The organism is Peribacillus sp. NPDC076916 (assembly GCF_050269675.1).
In the GTDB taxonomy this organism is placed as follows: domain Bacteria; phylum Bacillota; class Bacilli; order Bacillales; family DSM-1321; genus Peribacillus; species Peribacillus aracenensis.
This window is the reverse complement of the sequence record NZ_JBNNIU010000018.1, coordinates 24,142-48,422: the sequence shown is the minus strand read 5'-3', so window position 1 is coordinate 48,422 and position 24,281 is coordinate 24,142. Positions and strand designations below refer to the sequence as shown.

At 41.3% G+C, this 24,281-nt stretch carries 27 protein-coding genes and 1 other annotated feature; all 27 genes read left to right on the top strand.

Going from position 1 to position 24,281, the window contains the following annotated elements; all coding sequences use genetic code 11:
• The 27 genes from ACQKFG_RS26140 (at window position 1) to rpsC (ending at window position 24,280) form a co-directional block, all read left to right on the top strand.
• A complete protein-coding gene (locus ACQKFG_RS26140; RefSeq protein ID WP_427563945.1) occupies window positions 1–423 on the top strand; it encodes a Mini-ribonuclease 3 in 423 nt (140 codons plus the stop codon).
• Window positions 420–1,163 (top strand): 23S rRNA (guanosine(2251)-2'-O)-methyltransferase RlmB, encoded by a 744-nt coding sequence (gene rlmB, locus ACQKFG_RS26135; protein ID WP_260288185.1) that lies wholly within the window; start codon window positions 420–422, stop codon window positions 1,161–1,163. The genes ACQKFG_RS26140 and rlmB overlap by 4 nt, the downstream gene beginning before the upstream one ends.
• A 4-nt stretch (window positions 1,164–1,167) precedes the next feature.
• The gene (locus tag ACQKFG_RS26130) at window positions 1,168–1,677 is read left to right on the top strand and encodes an NYN domain-containing protein (RefSeq protein WP_034305067.1); all 510 of its coding nucleotides are present in this window, start codon (window positions 1,168–1,170) and stop codon (window positions 1,675–1,677) included.
• 85 nt (window positions 1,678–1,762) lie between these two features.
• Window positions 1,763–2,395, top strand: a complete 633-nt coding sequence (sigH, locus tag ACQKFG_RS26125; protein ID WP_094246690.1) for an RNA polymerase sporulation sigma factor SigH — start codon at window positions 1,763–1,765, stop codon at window positions 2,393–2,395.
• A 200-nt stretch (window positions 2,396–2,595) separates the two neighbouring features.
• A complete protein-coding gene (rpmG, locus tag ACQKFG_RS26120) occupies window positions 2,596–2,745 on the top strand; it encodes a 50S ribosomal protein L33 (RefSeq protein ID WP_349730517.1) in 150 nt (49 codons plus the stop codon).
• A gap of 50 nt (window positions 2,746–2,795) precedes the next feature.
• Window positions 2,796–2,978: a preprotein translocase subunit SecE gene (gene secE / locus ACQKFG_RS26115; RefSeq protein ID WP_076372883.1), complete on the top strand. Its 183-nt coding sequence runs from the start codon at window positions 2,796–2,798 to the stop codon at window positions 2,976–2,978.
• 257 nt (window positions 2,979–3,235) lie between these two features.
• Window positions 3,236–3,769: a transcription termination/antitermination protein NusG gene (gene nusG / locus ACQKFG_RS26110; protein ID WP_048677866.1), complete on the top strand. Its 534-nt coding sequence runs from the start codon at window positions 3,236–3,238 to the stop codon at window positions 3,767–3,769.
• A 174-nt stretch (window positions 3,770–3,943) separates the two neighbouring features.
• Window positions 3,944–4,369, top strand: a complete 426-nt coding sequence (gene rplK / locus ACQKFG_RS26105) for a 50S ribosomal protein L11 (protein ID WP_034305057.1) — start codon at window positions 3,944–3,946, stop codon at window positions 4,367–4,369.
• Window positions 4,370–4,473: 104 nt separating this feature from the next.
• Window positions 4,474–5,169: a 50S ribosomal protein L1 gene (rplA, locus tag ACQKFG_RS26100; RefSeq protein ID WP_061141095.1), complete on the top strand. Its 696-nt coding sequence runs from the start codon at window positions 4,474–4,476 to the stop codon at window positions 5,167–5,169.
• A gap of 46 nt (window positions 5,170–5,215) precedes the next feature.
• Window positions 5,216–5,366 (top strand) — a sequence feature (ribosomal protein L10 leader region).
• 39 nt (window positions 5,367–5,405) lie between these two features.
• On the top strand, window positions 5,406–5,906 hold the full coding sequence (gene rplJ, locus ACQKFG_RS26095; protein ID WP_192207438.1) for a 50S ribosomal protein L10: 501 nt from the start codon (window positions 5,406–5,408) through the stop codon (window positions 5,904–5,906).
• A 63-nt stretch (window positions 5,907–5,969) separates the two neighbouring features.
• Window positions 5,970–6,329 (top strand): 50S ribosomal protein L7/L12, encoded by a 360-nt coding sequence (gene rplL / locus ACQKFG_RS26090; RefSeq protein WP_034305050.1) that lies wholly within the window; start codon window positions 5,970–5,972, stop codon window positions 6,327–6,329.
• Window positions 6,330–6,526: 197 nt separating this feature from the next.
• The gene (locus ACQKFG_RS26085; RefSeq protein ID WP_427563955.1) at window positions 6,527–7,132 is read left to right on the top strand and encodes a class I SAM-dependent methyltransferase; all 606 of its coding nucleotides are present in this window, start codon (window positions 6,527–6,529) and stop codon (window positions 7,130–7,132) included.
• Window positions 7,133–7,370: 238 nt separating this feature from the next.
• On the top strand, window positions 7,371–10,940 hold the full coding sequence (gene rpoB, locus ACQKFG_RS26080; protein WP_192207440.1) for a DNA-directed RNA polymerase subunit beta: 3,570 nt from the start codon (window positions 7,371–7,373) through the stop codon (window positions 10,938–10,940).
• 184 nt (window positions 10,941–11,124) lie between these two features.
• Window positions 11,125–14,724, top strand: coding sequence for a DNA-directed RNA polymerase subunit beta' (gene rpoC / locus ACQKFG_RS26075; protein ID WP_144553522.1), 3,600 nt, complete (start codon window positions 11,125–11,127; stop codon window positions 14,722–14,724).
• Between the two features lie 294 nt (window positions 14,725–15,018).
• Window positions 15,019–15,267: a 50S ribosomal protein L7ae-like protein gene (locus ACQKFG_RS26070; RefSeq protein ID WP_034305040.1), complete on the top strand. Its 249-nt coding sequence runs from the start codon at window positions 15,019–15,021 to the stop codon at window positions 15,265–15,267.
• A 104-nt stretch (window positions 15,268–15,371) separates the two neighbouring features.
• The gene (rpsL, locus tag ACQKFG_RS26065) at window positions 15,372–15,794 is read left to right on the top strand and encodes a 30S ribosomal protein S12 (RefSeq protein ID WP_034305038.1); all 423 of its coding nucleotides are present in this window, start codon (window positions 15,372–15,374) and stop codon (window positions 15,792–15,794) included.
• 41 nt (window positions 15,795–15,835) lie between these two features.
• Window positions 15,836–16,306, top strand: coding sequence for a 30S ribosomal protein S7 (gene rpsG / locus ACQKFG_RS26060; protein ID WP_048677878.1), 471 nt, complete (start codon window positions 15,836–15,838; stop codon window positions 16,304–16,306).
• Window positions 16,307–16,350: 44 nt separating this feature from the next.
• Window positions 16,351–18,429 carry an elongation factor G gene (fusA, locus tag ACQKFG_RS26055; RefSeq protein ID WP_192207441.1) on the top strand — a complete coding sequence of 693 codons (2,079 nt, stop codon included), beginning with the start codon at window positions 16,351–16,353 and terminating at the stop codon, window positions 18,427–18,429.
• A 120-nt stretch (window positions 18,430–18,549) separates the two neighbouring features.
• Window positions 18,550–19,737, top strand: coding sequence for an elongation factor Tu (gene tuf, locus ACQKFG_RS26050; RefSeq protein ID WP_192207442.1), 1,188 nt, complete (start codon window positions 18,550–18,552; stop codon window positions 19,735–19,737).
• A 416-nt stretch (window positions 19,738–20,153) separates the two neighbouring features.
• Entirely contained in the window at window positions 20,154–20,462 is a 309-nt protein-coding gene (gene rpsJ, locus ACQKFG_RS26045) for a 30S ribosomal protein S10 (RefSeq protein WP_019244375.1), read from the top strand.
• A 40-nt stretch (window positions 20,463–20,502) separates the two neighbouring features.
• Window positions 20,503–21,132, top strand: a complete 630-nt coding sequence (gene rplC, locus ACQKFG_RS26040; protein ID WP_192207443.1) for a 50S ribosomal protein L3 — start codon at window positions 20,503–20,505, stop codon at window positions 21,130–21,132.
• Between the two features lie 25 nt (window positions 21,133–21,157).
• Window positions 21,158–21,781 carry a 50S ribosomal protein L4 gene (gene rplD, locus ACQKFG_RS26035; RefSeq protein ID WP_192207444.1) on the top strand — a complete coding sequence of 208 codons (624 nt, stop codon included), beginning with the start codon at window positions 21,158–21,160 and terminating at the stop codon, window positions 21,779–21,781.
• Window positions 21,781–22,065 (top strand): 50S ribosomal protein L23, encoded by a 285-nt coding sequence (gene rplW / locus ACQKFG_RS26030; RefSeq protein WP_034305023.1) that lies wholly within the window; start codon window positions 21,781–21,783, stop codon window positions 22,063–22,065. The genes rplD and rplW overlap by 1 nt, the downstream gene beginning before the upstream one ends.
• Before the next feature lie 26 nt (window positions 22,066–22,091).
• On the top strand, window positions 22,092–22,922 hold the full coding sequence (gene rplB / locus ACQKFG_RS26025; protein WP_034305021.1) for a 50S ribosomal protein L2: 831 nt from the start codon (window positions 22,092–22,094) through the stop codon (window positions 22,920–22,922).
• 60 nt (window positions 22,923–22,982) lie between these two features.
• A complete protein-coding gene (gene rpsS, locus ACQKFG_RS26020; RefSeq protein WP_034305018.1) occupies window positions 22,983–23,261 on the top strand; it encodes a 30S ribosomal protein S19 in 279 nt (92 codons plus the stop codon).
• Window positions 23,262–23,278: 17 nt separating this feature from the next.
• A complete protein-coding gene (rplV, locus tag ACQKFG_RS26015; protein ID WP_034305017.1) occupies window positions 23,279–23,620 on the top strand; it encodes a 50S ribosomal protein L22 in 342 nt (113 codons plus the stop codon).
• A gap of 3 nt (window positions 23,621–23,623) precedes the next feature.
• Complete coding sequence (gene rpsC / locus ACQKFG_RS26010; RefSeq protein WP_034305014.1) at window positions 23,624–24,280, top strand: 30S ribosomal protein S3; 657 nt, start codon at window positions 23,624–23,626, stop codon at window positions 24,278–24,280.
• Window position 24,281: the final 1 nt, after the last annotated feature.

Here is a 24,281-nt window from a genome sequence, read left to right as displayed (position 1 = left end):
ATGCTTCATTACGATAGTAAGGTAGATGCAAAAATGCTGAATAGTCTTGCTTTAGCATATATAGGTGATGCTGTATACGAAACGTATATACGGCATCACCTCATTCAAAAAGGAGCGGTCAAGCCCAATCTGCTCCACAAAAAAGCTACATCTTTTGTAGCTGCTAAAGCGCAAAATAAAATCATCCACTTTTTCCTGGAGTCAGATTGGTTAACGGAAGAGGAATCCGCTGTCGTTCGGCGCGGCCGAAATGCAAAATCCGGTACGGTACCGAAGAACACAGATGTGCAAACGTATCGCTACAGTACAGCCTTCGAGGCACTTATTGGATTTTTGTATTTATCCGGTCGAAAAGAAAGAATGGAAGAACTCATCAAAAAATCCATTGAATACATTGAAGAAGAAAAGGGGAGTAACCCATGAGCGAAGAATATATCATTGGCAGAAACCCCGTATTGGAAGCACTTCGCTCCGAACGGGATATTAATAAAATTTGGATAGCCGAGGGCTCGCAAAAAGGTTCGATGCAACCACTCATCGGTCTGGCGAAGGAGAAGAAGGTATTCGTCCAAATCGTACCAAAGAAAAAAATTGACCAAATGGCAGAAGGCATCCATCAAGGCGTTATCGCGCAAGTGGCCGCATATGAATATGTGGAGCTGGATGACTTATTCGCAAGAGCGGCTGAACGGGACGAAGCACCTTTTTTCATGATTCTTGATGAAGTTGAAGATCCGCATAATTTAGGTTCGATCATGAGGACGGCTGATGCAGTCGGGGCTCATGGAATCATCATCCCAAAAAGAAGAGCAGTGGGCCTGACGGCGACAGTGGCAAAAGCTTCGACGGGTGCAATCGAATATATTCCGGTAGCTCGCGTTACAAATTTGGCAAGAGCGGTGGAAGAGTTGAAAGAGCGAGGGGTATGGATAGTCGGTACCGATGCGAAAGGCAGCGATGATTATCGTAACATGGACGGAAAGATGCCTATCGGACTTGTTATCGGCAGCGAAGGAAAAGGCATGGCCCGGTTAATGAAGGATAAATGTGATTTTCTCATCCGTCTCCCTATGGCAGGACAAGTAACTTCGTTAAATGCATCGGTAGCGGCCGGTTTATTGATGTATGAGGTTTATAGAAAAAGAAATCCTCTAGGGCAATGATGAAATGAATATTCTGTTGGTGGACGGTTATAACATTATTGGAGCTTGGCCGGAACTGAGAGAATTAAAAGAACGGGATCTTGCTGCTGCAAGAGATCGGCTGATAGAAATGATGGCAGAATATCAAGCATTTACCGGATACCGTGTAATTGTCGTATTTGACGCTCAATATGTTCAGGGAATTGCCCGCATATTCAAAAATCACAAAGTTGACGTAATTTTTACAAAAGAAAATGAAACTGCGGATGAAAGAATAGAAAAGATGGCCATTGAACTGAATAATGTCAAAACGCAAATTCAAGTGGCTACCTCTGACTTCACGGAACAGTGGGTGATCTTTGGCCAAGGGGCCCTAAGGAAATCCGCTCGTGAACTGCTTATTGAAATGGAAGAAATTCAAGGCGAAATTAAGAAAGATGTAAGAAAAACAACGACTATAAGACCCGTGGCCAAAATTCCTTTAAGTGAAGAAGTGGCAGAAATTTTCGAAAAATGGCGCCGGGGTAAAATTTGAACCATTGACGGGTAAAATTTACCTGCTGTATAATATTTCTATCTGAGTCAGGTCAGGGGGATATAATGTGGGTCTCAAATTCGGAATGAAGCTGAACGAAAAGTATCTGCAGTTTGAGGATGATGAATTGATAGGGTTGGTGCACACTGGAGACAGTGAAGCGCTGGATTATTTGATCCAAAAATATCGTAATTTTGTAAGAGCGAAGGCAAGGACTTATTTCTTGATTGGTGCCGATAAGGAAGACATCGTGCAAGAAGGTATGATTGGTTTATATAAAGCCGTCCGTGATTTTAAAGGGGATAAGTTATCTTCTTTTAAAGCATTTGCAGAACTATGCATTACGAGGCAGATCATTACAGCTATCAAAACAGCAACACGTCAAAAACATATTCCGCTCAATTCCTATGTTTCCCTGGACAAGCCCATTTATGATGAGGAATCGGACCGAACTCTAATGGATATCATATCCGGTACGAAAGTTTTGGACCCGGAAGAACTGATCATCAACCAAGAAGAGTTTGACGATATCGAATTAAAGATGGCCGAGCTCCTGAGTGATCTTGAGAGAAAAGTGTTAGCTCTTTACCTGGATGGACAAACCTACCAAGAAATTTCGGAAGAGTTGAACCGGCATGTTAAGTCAATCGACAACGCCCTTCAACGGGTGAAAAGAAAGCTCGAGCGCTATCTGGAAGTAAGGGAAATCAGTTTATAATCCCTCCGCTTTTTCCGCTTAATTTCATCTGTCCCTTCTCCACATGGAAGTTTATTATTCACTAAAATTTTTAATGGATGTTAAGTAACCGAAGTTTTGATTTATTGTGTCCATAATGGGTGAAACCCGCTTTGATATTGACAATAAAAAACAGCCGTGATAAGGTTTTATGGATATAGTAGATAGGATAGGTGTATCTAATGCGAAAAAAAATAGTTCTTGCATGCAATGATTGCGGTACAAGAAATTATAGTTATGAGAGCAAACAATTGACAAGCGGCGAACGACTGGAAATCAAGAAATTTTGCAGTACGTGCAACTCACACTCGATTCATAAAGAAACGAAATAACCGTTTTATAAATAGATTTACAGAAGCTTCTAATGCTTGGAGGTACATTCATGAAACGTTTTACCGAATTTTTCAGCGGAGTCGCTCGCGAAATGCGAAAAGTAAGCTGGCCGAAACGCAAGGAGCTTACCAAATATACAATCGTGGTAGTAACGACTGTATTGTTTATGGCTTTATTCTTTACAGTGGTCGATTTGGGCATTTCCGAATTAATTCGCTTAGTTATTGAATAAGAGATTCGAAAATAAGGTATAATAGTGATAGAATAATATGTGTCAGCAGAAAAGCCCGGAAACGGGTTTTTTAATTTGTCTTTTTTAATAAGTGAATAAGCTCGAAATCGAGCACTGCTGTAATATGAATCATCACAATATTTTCTAGTTAAGTCAGGATGACGCCGGTATGGTTTTTTGGCTAAAACGTTCAAAGATAAAGATTAATAAAGAAAATGATTGATTGCAGGGAGGGAAGGACGTTAAAGTCCTAACACATGGAAAAGAATTGGTATGTAGTTCACACCTATTCAGGTTATGAGAACAAGGTTAAGGCTAACTTGGAAAAACGTGTTGAAACTATGGGGATGGAAGACAAGATCTTTCGCGTTGTAGTTCCAGAAGAAGAAGAAACAGAAGTGAAAGACGGCAAAAAGAAAGTGACCAAAAAGAAAGTATTTCCAGGTTATGTATTGGTTGAAATCATCATGACGGATGATTCATGGTACGTTGTCCGGAATACGCCTGGCGTAACAGGTTTCGTAGGTTCGTCCGGAGCTGGGTCAAAACCGACTGCATTGCTTCCGGAAGAAATTGAAGTCGTCCTTAAACGAATGGGCGTAGATGAAAGCAAAATCGAAGTTGATTTTGAAATCGGCGACACGGTTCAAGTTAAAGAAGGACCTTTCGCAACCTTTGCAGGGCCAATTGAAGAACTTGATAAAGACAAAGGGAAAGTAAGGGTCCTAGTCAATATGTTCGGTCGTGATACACCGGTTGAACTTGATTTTAATCAAGTGGAAAAATTATAAACGGAAAAAAACTTGAAATTGCCTTTTGAAAGTGGTAAAATTTCAAAGGTCAGTATGTTTCAATTTTTAGGCCTCAACGATACAAGCATTCTTTATTAATAGATAAAGAATTCAAGATGAGTGGGAGGGTATTACCCTATTACCACATCACGGACTTATAAGGAGGTGTGTCTCGTGGCTAAAAAAGTAATTAAAATGGTTAAATTGCAAATTCCTGCTGGTAAAGCGAATCCGGCACCGCCAGTCGGTCCTGCATTAGGTCAAGCTGGTGTAAACATCATGGGATTCTGTAAGGAGTTCAACGCTCGTACAGCAGATCAAGCTGGTCTAATTATTCCTGTTGAAATCACGGTATTTGAAGACCGTTCATTTACATTCATTACAAAAACTCCGCCTGCTGCAGTATTGCTTAAGAAAGTAGCTGGTATCGAGTCTGGTTCTGGTGAACCTAACCGTAATAAAGTTGCTACAGTCAAGCGTGATCAAGTGCGCGAGATTGCTGAAACTAAAATGCCTGACCTAAACGCTGCAAGTGTTGAAGCTGCAATGCGTATGGTTGAAGGTACTGCTCGCAGCATGGGTATTGTCATCGAAGACTAATCCATGTAATTGCTATTTGTTTCTACGGGGTTGCGATTGATACTCGCAACCTTTATTCGTGGGAGGTCATTCCGTTAAAACCACAATTTAGGAGGATTTATATCATGGCGAAAAAAGGTAAAAAGTATCTTGAAGCAGCTAAGCTTGTAGAAGTTTCTAAGGCTTATGCTGTAACTGAAGCAATCGAAGTTGCTAAAAAAGCAAACTTCGCAAAATTCGATGCGACTGTTGAAGTTGCTTTCCGTTTAGGCGTAGACCCTAAGAAAGCTGACCAACAAATTCGTGGAGCTGTTGTTCTGCCGAATGGTACTGGTAAAACTCAACGCGTATTAGTGTTCGCTAAAGGCGAAAAAGCAAAAGAAGCGGAAGCTGCTGGTGCTGACTACGTTGGCGAATCTGACTTCATCAACAAAATCCAACAAGGATGGTTCGAATTCGATGTAATCGTTGCGACTCCAGACATGATGGGTGAAGTTGGTAAACTTGGCCGTGTATTAGGACCTAAAGGTTTAATGCCTAACCCTAAAACTGGCACAGTAACTTTCGATGTAACGAAAGCTGTTAATGAAATCAAAGCTGGTAAAGTTGAATACCGCGTAGATAAAGCTGGTAACATCCATGCTCCAATCGGTAAAGTATCTTTCGAAGATGCTAAGCTAGTGGAAAACTTCACTACTATCTATGATACATTATTAAAAGTTAAACCTGCGGCTGCTAAAGGAACTTACATGAAAAACGTTTCTGTAACAACTACAATGGGCCCTGGTGTGAAAGTTGATCCTTCTACTTTCAATAAATAATTGACATACCAAAACTATTATTGTTATAATAAGTTTTGTTGTGAATAAATGAATACTATTTGTACCGTAGACAGTAGGTGCTCATTACGAGCTTAATTCCCTGCCGAGGTAATTCGATAATAATAGTCCTAGACTATGACTTTTGAAATTACTGCCTTCATGTCTGCAATAGAGATGAAGGCTTTTTCTTTGAAACGGTATAAATGTTTTCAAGCAAATCTACAGGAGGTGTAAGGATGAACGCAATTATTGAACAAAAGCAAAAAATCGTTGCTGAGATTTCTGATAAGTTAACTTCAAGCCAATCAACAGTAGTTGTTGACTACCGTGGATTGACTGTTGCTGAAGTAACAGAACTTCGTAAGCAACTTCGTGAAGCTGGCGTTGAGTTTAAAGTTTACAAAAACTCTTTAACTCGCCGTGCTGCTGAAAGTGCTGAACTTGGCGCTTTGAACGAATCATTAACAGGTCCAAACGCAATTGCATTCTCAAATGAAGATGTTATTGCGCCAGCAAAAATCCTTAACGATTTTGCGAAAAAACATGAAGCTTTAGAAATCAAAGCTGGAGTTATCGAAGGAAATGTTGCAACTGCTGAAGAAATTAAAGCTCTTGCAGAACTACCTTCACGCGAAGGCCTACTTTCAATGCTACTCAGCGTGCTACAAGCACCTATGCGCGGACTTGCTCTTGCTACAAAAGCTGTTGCAGAGCAAAAAGAAGAACAAGGCGCGTAAGCTAACCGCTTAACTAGCCTATTGATTCAAAAAAAAACCAACCATTTCGAGGAGGAAATAAAAATGACTAAAGATCAAATCATTGAAGCAGTTAAAAATATGACTGTTTTAGAATTAAACGACCTTGTAAAAGCAATCGAAGAAGAATTCGGTGTAACTGCTGCTGCACCTGTAGCTGTAGCTGCTGCTGGTGGCGCTGCTGCTGAAGAAAAAACTGAGTTTGATGTAATCCTTACATCTGCTGGAGATCAAAAAATCAAAGTTATCAAAGCTGTACGTGAAGTTACAGGTCTTGGACTTAAAGAAGCAAAAGAACTTGTTGACAACACTCCAAAAGCAATCAAAGAAGCTGCTTCTAAAGAAGAAGCTGAAGAAATCAAAGCTAAACTTGAAGAAGTTGGAGCTGGCGTTGAAGTTAAGTAATCTTGCATAAACAAAAAGCTCGCTATCACTGGCGGGCTTTTTTTCTTCATTTTTAAAGGAATGAAGAAAAAAAGCCGTTAATGGTTTGGTAACGAGAGGATTTCGTTATTCGAACATTCCGGCGTGCAAGCAACCATTCTTCAATTCTCTTCTCTCATTAAATCTTCAATATTCCTTTCTGATAGGGGGAGATGACTCTGACAGAGCATTACTACTCACAAAAACCGGATGTCGTAAGCGATCCGAAATTTTGGGATTTCACATTAAAGGGACGTACATTTCGCTTCAAAAGCGATAATGGTGTTTTTTCGAAAAAGGAAGTTGATTTCGGATCGCGTCTTTTGGTTGAGAGTTTTAACCTTGATGAAGCTGTGGAAGGAGATATTCTCGATGTTGGTTGCGGTTATGGGCCAATCGGAATATCGATTGCGGCAGCTTATCCCGATAGAACGATAGAAATGATTGATATAAATAGCCGGGCAGTTGAATTGTCAAAAGAGAATGCGGCTTCTAATGGGATCGCAAATGTGAAGATTTACGAAAGTGATCGTTTTGACAAAGTTGCCTCCAATCAATTCGCGGCGATTCTTACGAACCCTCCCATTCGCGCAGGTAAAAGTGTAGTCCACGAAATTTTAGAAGAAGGCTATCGCAGTTTGGTAGCTGGTGGAGAATTATGGGTTGTCATTCAAAAAAAACAAGGGGCTCCATCCGCAATGGATAAAATGGAGCAATTATTTGGAAATGTTGAAGTGCCCGTTAAGAAAAAAGGTTACTATATACTATTATCCAAAAAGGTTTGACTCTAAATTTTCGCTATGTTAGTATTATAAAATGCATATATATAATTCCGTAACTATGCAATTTTTATACCATTGATGTATAATCAATGGATAATATGGGAAAAATATATAAATAATAGTTCGTTTTATGAGAAATAGTGGTTTTTAAAATAAAAACCATTTTCTTTTTGTCTATGGAAATGATTCCTTTTCCGGGGCAAATGGATCCTTATAACGCTTGATTTAAGGGGTGAATCAGTTGACAGGTCAACTTGTTCAGTATGGACGACACCGCCAACGTAGAAGTTATGCAAGAATCAGTGAGGTTTTGGATCTTCCGAATCTGATTGAAATTCAAACAGCTTCTTATCAATGGTTTCTAGATGTAGGTTTAAAGGAAATGTTCCAGGATATTTCTCCTATTGAGGATTTTACAGGTAATTTATCGTTAGAATTCATCGATTACAGCTTAGCTGAGCCGAAGTATTCTGTGGAAGAAACAAAAGAACGCGATGTTACGTATTCTGCACCACTTCGTGTGAAAGTGCGCCTTGTTAACAAAGAAACAGGGGAAGTGAAAGACCAGGATGTATTTATGGGCGACTTCCCGCTGATGACTGAAACAGGTACATTTGTCATCAATGGTGCTGAACGGGTAATTGTATCCCAATTAGTGCGCTCACCGAGTGTTTACTACAATGGGAAAATGGATAAAAACGGTAAGCTCGGATTCTCTGCGACCGTTATTCCTAACCGTGGCGCATGGCTCGAATATGAAACAGACGCCAAGGATGTTGTGTATGTTCGGATCGATCGCACAAGGAAATTACCGATCACGGTATTGATGCGTGCCCTTGGGTTCGGAACAGATCAAGAAATCATCGATTTGATCGGAGACAACGAATACCTTCGCAACACTCTTGAAAAGGATAACACCGAGAGTGTAGAAAAAGCATTACTAGAAATCTATGAGCGTCTACGCCCAGGTGAACCGCCTACTGTCGAAAACGCGAAAAGTCTTTTAGTATCACGCTTTTTTGATCCGAAACGTTATGATTTAGCTAATGTAGGCCGTTATAAAATCAATAAAAAACTGCATATCAAGAACCGTTTATTCGGACAACGTATTGCAGAGACTTTGATTGATCCCGAAACAGGTGAAATCATCGTTGAAAAAGGGACAATGCTTGATCGTCGGACTCTTGATAGGATCCTGCCTCATATCGAAGGTGGAATCGGATTCAAGACATTCCATCCATCAGGCGGTGTAGTAGAGGAAGAAACTCTTCTTCAACCTATTAAAGTGTTTGCGCCAAACGATGCTGAAGGCGAAAAAGTGATCAATATCATCGGTAATGCCTATGTGACCGACCAGGTCAAAAACATTACACCGGCTGATATCATTTCTTCCATCAGTTATTTCTTTAATTTATTGCATGGTGTGGGAATCACGGATGACATTGACCATTTAGGTAACCGTCGTCTGCGTTCCGTTGGTGAATTGTTGCAAAACCAATTCAGAATTGGTTTATCCCGTATGGAGCGTGTTGTCCGTGAAAGAATGTCCATTCAGGATACGAATACAATCACTCCACAGCAACTAATCAACATTCGCCCGGTCATTGCATCCATTAAAGAGTTCTTTGGAAGCTCACAGCTTTCCCAATTCATGGATCAAACGAACCCGTTGGCCGAATTGACGCATAAACGTCGTCTATCTGCATTGGGACCTGGTGGTCTGACACGTGAGCGTGCTGGCTTTGAAGTACGTGACGTTCATTATTCCCACTATGGCCGCATGTGTCCGATTGAAACGCCTGAGGGACCGAATATTGGTTTGATTAACTCGTTATCCAGTTTTGCAAAGGTTAACCCATATGGCTTCATTGAAACACCATATCGCCGTGTGGACCCTGAAACAGGTAGAATTACAAGCCAAATCGACTACTTAACAGCTGATGAGGAAGATAATTATGTAGTTGCCCAAGCGAATGTACGACTGTCAGATGACGGCTCATTCCTTGATAACGATGTTGTTGCACGTTTCCGCGGTGAAAATACCGTTGTTCCGCGTGACCGCGTAGATTACATGGATGTATCTCCTAAACAGGTAGTATCTGCTGCGACAGCATGTATTCCTTTCTTGGAAAATGATGACTCCAACCGTGCCCTTATGGGAGCGAACATGCAACGTCAAGCAGTTCCTTTGCTGCAACCGGAAGCCCCTCGAGTCGGAACGGGTATGGAGTATGTTTCAGCGAAAGACTCCGGTGCTGCCGTAATCTGTAAACACCCTGGTATCGTAGAGCACGTTGAATCACGTGAAGTATGGGTACGTAGGGTAAGCGAAGTTGACGGACAGCAAGTAAAAGGAAACCTTGATAAATACCGTCTATTAAAATTCATTCGTTCCAACCAAGGAACGTGCTATAATCAACGCCCTATCGTAAGTGTTGGCGACAACGTTGTAAAAGGTGAAATTCTTGCTGATGGTCCTTCAATGGAAAAAGGTGAGTTGGCACTTGGCCGTAACGTATTGGTTGCCTTCATGACATGGGATGGATATAACTATGAAGATGCCATCATCATGAGTGAACGATTGGTTAAAGATGATGTGTACACTTCGATTCATATTGAAGAATATGAATCTGAATCACGCGATACAAAATTAGGGCCTGAAGAAATCACCCGTGATATCCCTAACGTAGGGGAAGATGCGCTTCGTAATCTTGATGAGCGCGGAATTATCCGTGTGGGTGCTGAAGTGAAAGACGGAGACCTTCTCGTTGGTAAAGTCACTCCTAAAGGTGTAACGGAACTGACTGCTGAGGAACGTCTATTACATGCGATCTTCGGTGAAAAAGCACGTGAAGTAAGGGATACATCACTTCGTGTACCTCACGGCGGCGGCGGAATCGTTCTTGATGTTAAAGTATTCAACAGAGAAGACGGCGATGAACTGCCTCCTGGTGTAAACCAACTCGCACGTGTATATATCGTTCAAAAACGTAAAATCCATGAAGGCGATAAAATGGCTGGACGACATGGTAACAAAGGGGTAATCTCAAGGATTCTTCCTGAAGAAGATATGCCTTATTTACCAGATGGCACTCCAGTCGACATCATGTTAAACCCATTGGGTGTACCTTCACGTATGAACATCGGTCAGGTGTTGGAGCTTCACTTAGGTATGGCTGCACGCGCACTTGGCATTCATGTAGCATCTCCTGTATTCGATGGTGCCACTGAGGAAGATGTTTGGGGTACGATTGAAGAAGCCGGGATGTCACGTGATGCAAAAACAGTCCTTTATGACGGCCGTTCAGGTGAAGCATTCGATAACCGTGTATCAGTTGGTGTCATGTATATGATCAAACTGGCACATATGGTCGATGATAAACTTCATGCGCGTTCAACTGGACCTTACTCCCTTGTTACGCAGCAACCACTTGGTGGTAAAGCGCAATTTGGCGGACAGCGTTTCGGTGAGATGGAAGTATGGGCACTTGAAGCTTATGGTGCTGCTTATACATTACAAGAAATCCTAACCGTTAAATCAGATGATGTCGTAGGTCGTGTTAAAACGTACGAGGCGATTGTCAAAGGTGAAAATGTCCCTGAACCAGGCGTTCCTGAGTCCTTCAAAGTATTGATTAAGGAGCTTCAAAGTTTAGGATTGGATGTTAAAATCCTCAATGCCGAAGATCGTGAAATCGAAATGCGTGATTTGGAAGATGAAGATGATGCCAACCAAGCAGACAAATTAAGCCTTGATTCAGAAACTAAGGACATGGTTGCTTCCGAAGTAGGGGCACCTGTCAAAGAATAAAATTAAATATAAACATATCTAGTTATATATTACCTGCTCTGACTGGCAGCGAGATGTTCATTTGAAGATCATGCTGCCTTGTTAGAGCCTTATTGATTCAATCAACCATCATCCGGTGTAAGATTGCCTGATATTTGACGGCAATCAAGGGTTAAACCTGGAGATTAAAAGGGAGGTAGGCCCCTTGTTAGACGTTAATAATTTTGAGTATATGAAAATTGGTCTTGCTTCACCAGACAAGATTCGTTCTTGGTCCCATGGAGAAGTTAAAAAACCAGAAACAATCAACTATCGTACGTTAAAGCCAGAAAAAGACGGTTTATTCTGTGAGAGAATTTTTGGACCTCAAAAGGACTGGGAATGTCATTGCGGAAAATATAAACGTGTTCGTTATAAAGGCGTAGTCTGTGACCGTTGTGGCGTTGAAGTCACGCGTGCTAAGGTGCGTCGTGAGCGTATGGGTCATATTGAGCTGGCAGCTCCAGTTTCACACATATGGTATTTCAAAGGAATCCCTAGCCGTATGGGACTTGTACTTGACATGTCTCCACGGGCTTTGGAAGAAGTCATTTACTTTGCATCTTACGTCGTAACTGAAACGGGCGATACAACTTTAGAAAAGAAACAGCTTCTTTCCGAAAAGGAATATCGTACATACCGTGAAAAATACGGTAAGAAATTCCAAGCTGCCATGGGTGCGGAAGCTATTAAAAAACTTTTGCAAGATATTGATACGGAAAAGGAAGTAGAGTCGTTGAAAGAGGAGCTTAAAACAGCTCAAGGACAACGCAGAACCCGTGCAATCAAACGCTTGGAAGTGCTTGAAGCATTCCGTAACTCAGGAAATGAGCCTTCATGGATGATCCTTGACGTGCTTCCGGTCATTCCACCGGAACTTCGTCCAATGGTTCAACTTGATGGAGGACGTTTTGCCACATCTGACCTAAATGATTTATATCGCCGTGTTATCAACCGTAATAATCGGTTGAAAAGATTACTGGACCTTGGAGCACCAAGCATTATCGTTCAAAATGAGAAGCGTATGCTGCAAGAAGCTGTCGATGCACTCATCGATAATGGCCGTCGCGGCCGTCCGGTAACTGGACCTGGTAACCGTCCGTTAAAATCTTTATCTCACATGTTAAAAGGTAAACAAGGTCGTTTCCGTCAAAACCTTCTTGGTAAACGTGTTGATTATTCTGGCCGTTCCGTTATCGTAGTCGGACCAAACTTAAAGATGTACCAATGTGGTCTTCCAAAAGAAATGGCGATTGAATTATTCAAACCATTCGTTATGAAGGAGCTTGTTCAAAGAGGCCTGGCACATAACATCAAATCCGCTAAGCGTAAAATTGAACGTTTATCTCCTGAAATTTGGGATGTATTAGAAGAAGTCATTAGAGAACACCCAGTACTATTGAACCGTGCACCGACTCTTCACAGACTTGGTATCCAAGCATTTGAACCAACGTTAGTTGAAGGTCGCGCAATTCGTTTGCATCCGCTCGTATGTACAGCTTACAACGCTGACTTTGATGGTGACCAAATGGCGGTCCATGTTCCTCTATCTTCTGAAGCCCAAGCCGAAGCACGCATGCTTATGCTTGCAGCACAGAACATTTTGAACCCTAAAGATGGTAAACCTGTCGTTACACCTTCTCAAGATATGGTATTAGGTAACTATTACTTAACATTGGAAAGAGAAGGCGCTATCGGTGAGGGTATGATCTTTAAAGATACAAGCGAAGCATTACTTGCATACCAAAACGGATATGTACACTTACATTCCCGTTGTGCCGTACATGCATCGTCACTGAATAATGAAACTTTCACTGAAGAACAAAACGGCCAACTTCTCATTACTACTGTTGGTAAACTGATCTTCAATGAAATTTTACCTAAATCATTCCCGTATATTAACGAACCGACACGATATAATTTGGAAACGAAAACTCCAGAGAAATATTTTGTGGAAAAAGGCGCTAATATCCCTGAGTTGATTAAGGCTCAACCTGCTATCGATCCTTTCAAGAAAAAAATTCTTGGAAATATCATAGCGGAAGTCTTTAAACGCTTTAAAATTACCGAAACATCCAAAATGCTTGACCGGATGAAAGATCTTGGATTCAAATATTCGACAAAAGCTGGTATTACCGTTGGTGTGGCTGATATCGTCGTATTAAAAGAAAAACAAGAAATCATCACTGAGGCTCAAACCAAAGTGGATAACGTCCTGAAACAATTCAGACGCGGTCTTATTACTGAGGATGAGCGTTATGATCGCGTCATTTCAATCTGGAGTGCTGCCAAAGATACCATTCAGTCCAAACTTATGGACTCACTGGACCGACGCAACCCTATCTTCATGATGAGTGACTCCGGTGCCCGTGGTAATGCTTCCAACTTTACGCAGCTTGCGGGTATGCGTGGACTGATGGCCAACCCGGCTGGACGTATCATTGAATTACCGATCAAATCAAGTTTCCGTGAAGGTTTAACAGTGTTGGAGTACTTCATCTCTACACATGGTGCGCGTAAAGGTCTTGCCGATACAGCGCTTAAAACAGCCGATTCCGGTTACCTTACCCGTCGACTTGTTGACGTTGCACAAGATGTCATCATCCGTGACGATGATTGCGGAACGGACCGCGGCTTGAAAATTTCAGCCTTGAGAGAGGGTACTGAAATAATTGAGCATCTTGAAGAGCGCCTAATTGGCCGTTATGCAAGAAAAGCGATCAGACATCCAGAAACAAATGAAGTAATCGTGGCTGAAAACGACCTTATTACTGAAGATCTTGCTAACTATATTGAATCACTTGGAATTGAAACAGCATGGATTCGTTCCGCCTTTACATGTAATACCAGCCATGGTGTATGTAAAAAATGTTATGGACGCAACTTGGCTACAGGTCAAGAAGTTGAAGTGGGCGAAGCAGTCGGTATTATTGCCGCTCAATCAATCGGAGAGCCTGGTACACAGTTGACGATGCGTACATTCCATACAGGTGGGGTTGCTGGGGACGATATCACTCAAGGTCTTCCACGTATCCAAGAGATATTTGAAGCGAGAAACCCTAAAGGTCAAGCTGTCATTTCTGAAATCGAAGGAACGATTGTTTCGATTAATGAAATTAGGGATAAACAACAGGAAATCGTTGTTCAAGGTGCTGTTGAATCACGCACGTATACTGCGCCGTACACAGCGCGTTTAAGAGTAACTGTTGATACACCTGTCCGTCGTGGTGAAGAGTTGACAGAGGGTTCCATCGATCCGAAAGAATTGCTGAAGGTTACAGACGTGCTTACTGTTCAGGAATACCTGCTTCATGAAGTACAAAAAGTATACCGGATGCAAGGTGTTGAAATCGGTGATAAACATATCGAGGTAATGGTTAGACAAATGATGCGTAAAGTCCGTGTGCTTGATGCAGGTGAAACTGAAGTGCTTCCAGGAACATTATTGGATGTTAACCAGTTCACTACTGCAAACACTGATGCATTGCTGACCAACAAATTACCGGCTACAGGACGCCCTGTATTGCTAGGTATCACAAAAGCATCTCTAGAAACGGATTCCTTCTTGTCTGCCGCGTCATTCCAAGAAACAACAAGAGTCTTGACTGATGCAGCAATAAAAGGAAAACGTGATGAATTGCTTGGGCTTAAAGAAAATGTCATCATCGGTAAACTTGTCCCTGCAGGAACGGGAATGCTTAGATACAGAAAAGCAAACCCTGTCGTTGTTGGTGACGAAAGTGCCGATACTGTAACAGTGGATTAAAGGAAAAAAGGACCAGCTCAATAATTCAAACTGAAAATTCCACTCCTGTTTCCCATTGGAGCTGGAGGATCAGAGTTTATTGAGCTGGTCTCTCTTATTACTCATGGCTGACTGAAAAGCAGTATGAGGATTTGATATATTCCGATAAGGCAAATTGATAATCTTAATAGAATGATGTAAGGAAAACCTTTTGCTTGAATTATTTTTTTGAAAGAAGTTGACAGTATCCGACTAATAATGATACTATAGCAAAGGTGCTCCTATGTTACCCTGTAACTTTGGAGGATATGGACCATGTCTTATGAAAAAGTAATACAGGCAAAGTCAGTGATTATAGGGACGAAACAAGCAGTTAGAGCTCTTAAAAACAATTTAATTCAAGAAGTTATCATCGCTGATGATGCAGATATATACTTGACTGGGCGTGTCGTTGAGACTGCCAAAGAATTGGATGTTCCTATCACATATGTTGATTCGATGAGAATGCTTGGCAAAGCATGTGGTATTGATGTCGGAGCAGCAACTGTTGCCATCAAAAAGTAAAGATGTTTTTGCAATTATATTTGCAAAGACTTTGTTTTTACCCATTTATGAACCACCTGGATGTGTGGTACTAGAAATGAAAACGTGAAGGGAGGAAAAATGTAATGCCTACTATTAATCAATTAGTGCGTAAAGGACGCGAGTCTAAAGAGGTTAATTCAAAATCTCCAGCACTTAACAAAGGCTACAACAGCTTTAAAAAAGCACAAACTAACGTATCATCTCCGCAAAAACGTGGTGTTTGCACTCGTGTGGGTACTATGACACCGAAAAAACCAAACTCCGCGTTACGTAAATATGCGCGTGTACGTTTAACAAACGGTATCGAGGTAACAGCTTATATCCCAGGTATCGGTCACAACCTACAAGAACACAGCGTGGTTCTTATCCGTGGCGGTCGTGTAAAAGATTTACCAGGGGTACGTTACCATATCGTACGTGGTGCTCTTGATACTGCTGGAGTTAACAATCGTATGCAAGGCCGTTCTAAATACGGTACTAAGCGTCCGAAAGCAGCTAAAAAATAATCTTAAACAAAAATTGAACTTTCTTGAAAGGAGGAAATATAATGCCTCGTAAAGGACCTGTAACGAAAAGAGACGTATTACCAGATCCAATTTATAATTCAAAACTTGTGACTCGCTTAATCAACAAATTAATGGTTGATGGACAAAGAGGTAAATCACAAAAAATTCTTTACTCTGCATTTGATTTAATCAAAGAACGTACTGGCAATGAGCCGATCGAAGTTTTCGATCAAGCACTTAAAAACATCATGCCTGTATTAGAAGTAAAAGCACGCCGTGTGGGTGGAGCTAACTACCAAGTACCAGTTGAGGTGCGTCCAGACCGTAAATCGACTCTAGGACTTCGTTGGTTAGTAAACTACTCTCGCCTTCGTGGAGAAAAAACGATGGAAGAGCGTTTAGCTTATGAAATCATGGATGCTGCTAACAACACTGGAGCAGCAGTTAAGAAACGTGAAGATACTCACAAAATGGCTGAAGCCAACAAAGCTTTCGCACATTATCGCTGGTAAGATCAAACACTATAAAATCCTTATAGAAGGAAGGAGAAAGACAAATGGCAAGAGAGTTCTCCTTAGCAAACACTCGTAATATCGGTATCATGGCTCACATCGATGCTGGTAAAACGACTACAACAGAACGTGTTCTATATTACACTGGTAAAATCCACAAAATTGGTGAGACGCACGAAGGTGCTTCACAAATGGACTGGATGGAACAGGAACAAGAACGCGGAATCACGATCACTTCCGCTGCAACAACTGCACAATGGAAAGGTCACCGTGTAAACATCATCGATACACCGGGACACGTAGACTTCACAGTTGAAGTTGAACGTTCTTTGCGCGTACTTGATGGAGCTGTAGCTGTACTTGATGCCCAATCAGGTGTTGAGCCTCAAACTGAAACAGTTTGGCGCCAAGCTACAACTTACGGTGTACCGCGTGTCGTATTCGTAAACAAAATGGACAAAATCGGTGCGGATTTCTTGTATTCAGTTGGAACAATCCACGATCGTTTACAAGCTAACGCTCACCCAGTTCAGTTACCAATCGGAGCAGAAGATCAATTCTCTGCAATCATTGACCTTATTGAAATGAAAACTCATTTCTACGGTAATGACCTAGGAACTGATATCACTGTCGGTGAAATTCCTGAAGAACACCGGGAATTAGCTGAAGAATACCGTGAGAAGTTAATTGAAGCAGTAGCAGAAGTTAATGAAGACTTAATGGAAAAATACCTTGGCGGCGAAGAAATCAGCATTGCTGAATTGAAAGCAGCTATTCGTACAGCAACCGTTAATGTTGAATTCTTCCCTGTTATTTGCGGATCAGCTTTCAAAAACAAAGGTGTTCAATTAATGCTTGATAACGTTATCGACTTCCTTCCATCTCCATTGGATGTACCAGCTATCAAAGGTACATTACCGGATTCAGAAGATGAAGTGGAACGTCATTCAGATGATTCTGAACCGTTCTCTGCTTTAGCGTTTAAAGTTATGACTGACCCTTACGTTGGTAAACTTACATTCTTCCGAGTGTACTCAGGTACATTAGAATCAGGATCTTATGTAATCAACTCAACTAAAGGTAAACGTGAACGTATTGGTCGTATCCTTCAAATGCACGCAAACAGCCGTGAAGAAATATCTACTGTATATGCAGGGGATATCGCAGCTGCTGTAGGATTGAAAGATACTACAACTGGAGATACTCTATGTGATGACAAGAACCAAGTAATTCTTGAGTCCATGGTATTCCCAGAGCCAGTTATCTCACTATCAGTTGAACCGAAATCAAAAGCAGACCAAGACAAAATGTCTCAAGCTTTACAAAAGCTTCAAGATGAAGATCCAACATTCCGTGCGCACACTGACCAAGAAACTGGTCAAACAATTATCGCTGGTATGGGTGAACTTCACTTGGACATCCTTGTTGACCGTATGCGTCGCGAATTCAAAGTGGAAGCAAACGTTGGTGCTCCTCAGGTAGCATACCGTGAAACTTTCCGTGGTTCAGCTAAAGTTGAAGGTAAATTCGTTCGCCAATCTGGTGGTCGTGGACAATTCGGACACGTATGGATCGAATTTGGTCCAAACGAAGAAGGTAAAGGATTCGAATTTGAAAATGCTATCGTCGGTGGTGTAGTACCACGTGAATATATCCCTGCTGTACAAGCTGGATTAGTTGATTCACTTGACCGTGGTGTACTTGCTGGTTACCCGCTAGTCGACATTAAAGCAAAATTATTTGACGGATCTTACCATGACGTTGACTCCAACGAAATGGCATTTAAAATTGCTGCATCGATGGCACTTAAAAATGCAGCATCTAAATGTAAGCCTGTCATCCTTGAGCCAATCATGAAAGTGGAAGTAGTTATTCCAGAAGATTACCTAGGCGACATCATGGGAGATATCACATCTCGTCGTGGTCGTGTAGAAGGTATGGAAGCTCGCGGTAACACGCAAATGGTTAAAGCGATGGTTCCACTATCTGAAATGTTCGGATATGCTACATCTTTACGTTCTAACACTCAAGGACGCGGAACATTCTCTATGCACTTCGATCATTATGAAGAAGTACCTAAGAGCATTTCCGAAGAAATCATCAAAAAAAATAAAGGTGAATAATTGATTTTCATCTCTTATTAAAGTATAACTATCTTATGTAAGCTGTGATGGAAGAATTAGTCTTCTTTCACAGCCCTATATACTTAATCTTTTATTTATAATTTTAAGGAGGAATTCCTAATGGGAAAAGCTAAATTTGATCGTTCAAAACCGCACGTTAACGTTGGAACAATTGGTCACGTTGACCATGGTAAAACTACTCTAACTGCTGCAATCACAACTGTACTTGCTAAATCTGGTGGCGCAGAAGCTCGCGCTTATGACCAAATCGATGGTGCTCCAGAAGAAAGAGAACGTGGTATCACAATCTCTACTGCACACGTTGAGTACGAAACAGCTACTCGTCACTATGCACACGTTGACTGCCCAGGACATGCTGACTATGTTAAAAACATGATCACTGGTGCTGCACAAATGGACGGCGGGATCCTAGTAGTATCTGCTGCTGATGGCCCAATGCCACAAACTCGTGAGCACATCCTTCTTTCTCGTCAAGTTGGTGTACCATACCTAGTAGTATTCATGAACAAATGCGACATGGTTGATGACGAAGAACTTCTTGAATTAGTAGAAATGGAAATCCGTGATCTTCTATCTGAATACGAATTCCCTGGCGATGACATTCCAGTTATCAAAGGATCTGCTCTAAAAGCTCTTCAAGGAGAAGCTGAATGGGAAGAAAAAATTCATGAATTAATGACAGCTGTTGACGAGTACATCCCAGAACCAACTCGTGACACTGAAAAACCATTCATGATGCCAGTTGAGGATGTATTCTCTATCACTGGTCGTGGAACAGTTGCAACTGGCCGTGTTGAGCGTGGACAAGTTAAAGTCGGTGACGTTGTTGACATCATCGGTTTCAACGAAGAGTCTAAACCAACAACAGTAACTGGTGTTGAAATGTTCCGTAAACTTCTTGACTACGCTGAAGCTGGTGACAACATCGGAGCACTACTTCGTGGTGTATCCCGTGAAGATATCCAACGTGGACAAGTACTTGCTAAACCAGGTACAATCACTCCACACACAAAGTTCAAAGCTGAAGTTTATGTTCTTTCTAAAGAAGAAGGTGGACGTCACACTCCATTCTTTACAAACTACCGTCCTCAGTTCTACTTCCGTACAACTGACGTAACTGGTATTTGTAACCTTCCTGAAGGCGTAGAAATGGTTATGCCTGGAGACAACATCGAAATGACTGTAGAACTTATCGCTCCAATCGCTATCGAAGAAGGTACTAAATTCTCTATCCGTGAGGGTGGACGTACTGTAGGCGCTGGCGTAGTTGCTACAATCCAAGAATAATTGATTCATAAAACAATATTGGAAGGGACGCCTTCCGGGAGAAGCAGATGGGACGCCATCTGCTTTTTTTTATTTTAAAGGATATTCTTTCTTCTATAATATATCAGTTAAAAATGCGGTGCATTTAATGGGTATCTTGAACATTTCCGAAATGAAGAAAATGGATATGAAAGTCCACGTAGAATGTACTTGTAAATACTTGTGAAAGTATGTATAATAATAAAAGTGTGTTGCACAAGAAAAATCTAAGTTTAACTTGCATTTCACTTGTGTTATATGTATAATAGACAATGTTGGTCTTTGACTGCGATGATATGGAAGGTTGCTGACACACCCGGCCGCTTTGCCATGGCGAGTGTGTGGGAAATTTCCATTGAGAAGGTCTATTTTAAAATAGGCGAAAAGGAGGGAAAATTATGGCAAAACAAAAAATTCGTATCCGTTTAAAAGCATATGATCACAGAATTCTTGATCAATCTGCTGAGAAAATTGTTGAAACTGCAAAACGTTCTGGTGCGGCTGTATCTGGTCCAATTCCATTACCTACTGAAAGATCGGTATATACGATCCTACGTGCGGTTCATAAATACAAAGATTCTCGTGAACAATTCGAAATGCGTACGCATAAACGTCTAATCGACATCGTTAATCCAACTCCACAAACAGTTGACTCATTGATGCGTTTAGATTTACCATCAGGCGTTGACATTGAAATCAAATTATAATTCATATAAATATGAACAATTACTCTAGGAGGTGTGACTTATGACCAAAGGAATCTTAGGAAGAAAAATCGGTATGACTCAAGTTTTTGCTGAAAACGGTGAACTTATTCCGGTAACAGTTATCGAAGCTGCTAATAACGTGGTTCTTCAAAAGAAAACTGTTGAAACTGATGGCTATGAAGCAGTTCAAGTTGGTTTTGAAAACAAACGTGAAAAGCTTTCTAACAAACCTGAAAAGGGCCATGTTGAAAAAGCAAATACTACTCCTAAGCGCTTCATTCGCGAATTCCGCGGAACGGATCTTAACGAATATGAGATCGGTCAAGAAGTCAATGTAAGTATTTTCGCTGAAGGCGATTTAGTAGATGTATCAGGAATTTCAAAAGGTAAAGGATTCCAAGGCTCTATCAAGCGTCATGGACAATCCCGCGGACCAATGTCTCACGGTTCTCGTTACCACCGTCGCCCAGGTTCAATGGGTCCTGTAGCTCCAAACCGCGTATTCAAAGGTAAACTTTTACCAGGACGTATGGGTGGAGAACAAATCACTGTTCAAAACTTAGCTATCGTTAAAGTTGATGTTGAACGTAACCTACTATTGATCAAAGGTAATGTACCTGGTGCTAGAAAAGCATTGATCAAAGTTAAATCTGCTGTTAAAGCAAAGTAATTTCTAAGAAAGGAGGAGCAATAGAATGCCAAAAGTTACATTGTTCAACCAAACAGGTTCTCAAGTTGGCGACATCGAACTAAATGAATCCATCTTTGGTATCGAACCTAATAATCACGTATTATTTGAAGCAATCATCATGCAAAGAGCTTCCTTACGTCAAGGAACTCATAAAGTTAAAAACCGTTCTGAAGTAGCAGGCGGTGGACGTAAACCTTGGAAACAAAAAGGAACTGGACGTGCGCGTCAAGGTTCTATCCGTTCTCCACAATGGCGTGGCGGTGGTATTGTTTTTGGACCAACACCAAGATCTTACTCTTACAAGTTGCCTAAAAAGGTACGTCGTTTAGCTATTAAATCTGCATTGTCTGCAAAGGCATTGGAAGAGAACATTTTGGTACTTGAAAGCTTGTCTTTCGAAGCTCCAAAAACAAAAGAGTTTGTAGCGGTTCTTAAAAACCTTTCTGTTGACACTAAAACATTAGTTGTTACTGACGGTTTAGATGAGAAAGTTGCTCTTTCTGCACGTAACATCCCTGGTGTTACTGTAGTTGAAGCTGATGGTCTTAATGTTCTTGATGTTGTTTCACACAACAAATTGATCTTGACTAAATCAGCTGTCGAAAAAGTAGAGGAGGTGCTTGCATAATGGATGCACGCGATATCATTAAGCGCCCCGTAATCACTGAACGCTCTTCAGACATAATGGCTGAAAAGAAATATACTTTTGAAGTTGATGTTAGAGCTAATAAAACTCAAGTTAAAGATGCTGTTCAAGAAATTTTCGGCGTTAAAGTTGAGAAAGTAAACATCATGAATTACAAAGGTAAATTCAAACGCATGGGCAAACATGCAGGCTATACTAACAAGCGCCGTAAAGCTATTGTTAAATTAACTGCTGACAGCAAAGAAATCGAGCTATTCGAGGCTTAATTCATTAGAGAAGGAGGGAAATACAAATGGCGATTAAGAAGTATAAACCTACCTCTAACGGTCGACGTAATATGACAACTTCCGATTTTGCTGAGATTACTACAGACAAACCGGAAAAATCATTACTTGCTCCTTTACACAGCAAAGGCGGCCGTAATAACCAAGGTAAGTTAACAGTTCGTCATCAAGGTGGCGGCCACAAGCGTCAATACCGTATCATCGATTTCAAACGGAATAAAGATGGTATACCAGGGCGCGTTGCTACTATTGAGTACGATCCAAATCGTTCTGCAAACATTGCATTAATTAATTACGTTGATGGAGAAAAACGTTATATCCTAGCTCCGAAAAACCTAGAAGTAGGTTTGGAAGTTATGTCAGGTCCAGAAGCTGACATCAAAGTGGGTAACGCTCTACCTCTTATCAACATCCCAGTTGGTACAGTAATTCATAACATCGAACTTAAACCAGGAAAAGGTGGACAATTAGTCCGTTCAGCAGGAACTTCTGCTCAAGTACTTGGTAAAGAAGGTCGTTATGTACTAGTACGTTTAAACTCAGGTGAGGTTCGTATGATTCTTGCTACTTGCCGTGCTTCTATCGGTCAAGTTGGTAATGAACAACATGAACTTATCAACATTGGTAAAGCTGGCCGTAACCGTTGGTTAGGTAAACGCCCAACAGTTCGTGGATCTGTAATGAACCCGAATGATCACCCACACGGTGGTGGTGAAGGTAAAGCGCCAATCGGACGTAAATCACCAATGTCTCCATGGGGTAAACCTACTCTTGGATTCAAAACTCGTAAGAAGAAAAATAAATCCGATAAATTTATCGTACGTCGTCGTAAAAAATAACGGGATTGCACTACGGTTCATATATAGAACCGTAGAACAGTCACGAAGGGAGGTACTCGCATGGGTCGTAGCTTAAAAAAAGGACCTTTTGTTGATGATCATTTATTGGTAAAAGTTGAAAAATTAAATGAAGCTGACAAGAAACAGGTAGTAAAAACTTGGTCTCGTCGCTCAACAATCTTCCCGCAATTCATCGGACACACAATCGCCGTTTATGACGGTCGTAAGCACGTGCCGGTTTATGTAACAGAAGATATGGTAGGTCACAAACTAGGCGAATTCGCGCCTACACGCACTTATAAAGGTCACGCAAGTGATGACAAGAAAACAAGACGTTAATGAGAGGAGGGCATCTCATGCAAGCTAAAGCTGTCGCTAAAACAGTTCGTATTGCTCCTCGTAAAGTGCGTTTAGTCGCAGATTTAATTCGAGGAAAACAAGTAGGTGAAGCAGTAGCGATTCTTCGCTTAACACCAAAATCTGCTTCTCCAGTCGTAGAAAAAATTCTGAAATCTGCTATCGCAAATGCAGAACACAACTACGAAATGGATATTAATAACCTAGTCGTTTCAGAGGCATACGTTAACGAAGGACCAACATTAAAACGTTTCCGTCCTCGCGCTCAAGGTCGTGCGAGTGCTATTAACAAACGTACTAGTCATATTACAATCGTTGTATCAGAAAAGAAGGAGGGGTAATCTGTGGGTCAAAAGGTAAATCCAATCGGTATGCGTATCGGGATAATCCGTGACTGGGAATCCAAATGGTACGCTGATAAAGACTACGCAGTTCTTTTGCATGAAGACATCAAAGTTCGTGAATATATCGCGAAACGTCTAAATGATGCTTCTGTTTCAAAAGTTGAAATCGAACGTGCAGCTAACCGTATCAATGTATCTGTCCACACTGCTAAACCAGGAATGGTTATCGGTAAAGGCGGTACTGAAGTCGAAGCACTTCGTAAAGCTTTGAACCAGCTGACTGGCAAAAGAGTTCATATCAATATCATTGAAATTAAAAGAGCAGATCTTGACGCAAAATTGGTTGCAGAAAACATCGCTCGTCAATTAGAAAACCGTGTTTCATTCCGTCGCGCTCAAAAGCAAGCTATCCAACGTACTATGCGTTCTGGAGCAAAAGGAATCAAAACTCAAGTTTCTGGTCGTCTTGGCGGTGCTGATATTGCTCGTGCTGAACATTACAGCGAAGGAACAGTTCCACTTCACACACTTCGTGCAGACATAGATTATGCTCATGCTGAAGCAGATACTACTTACGGTAAGCTAGGCGTGAAAGTTTGGATCTACCGTGGAGAAGTTCTTCCTACTAAGAAGAAATCTGAGGAAGGAGGAAAATAAT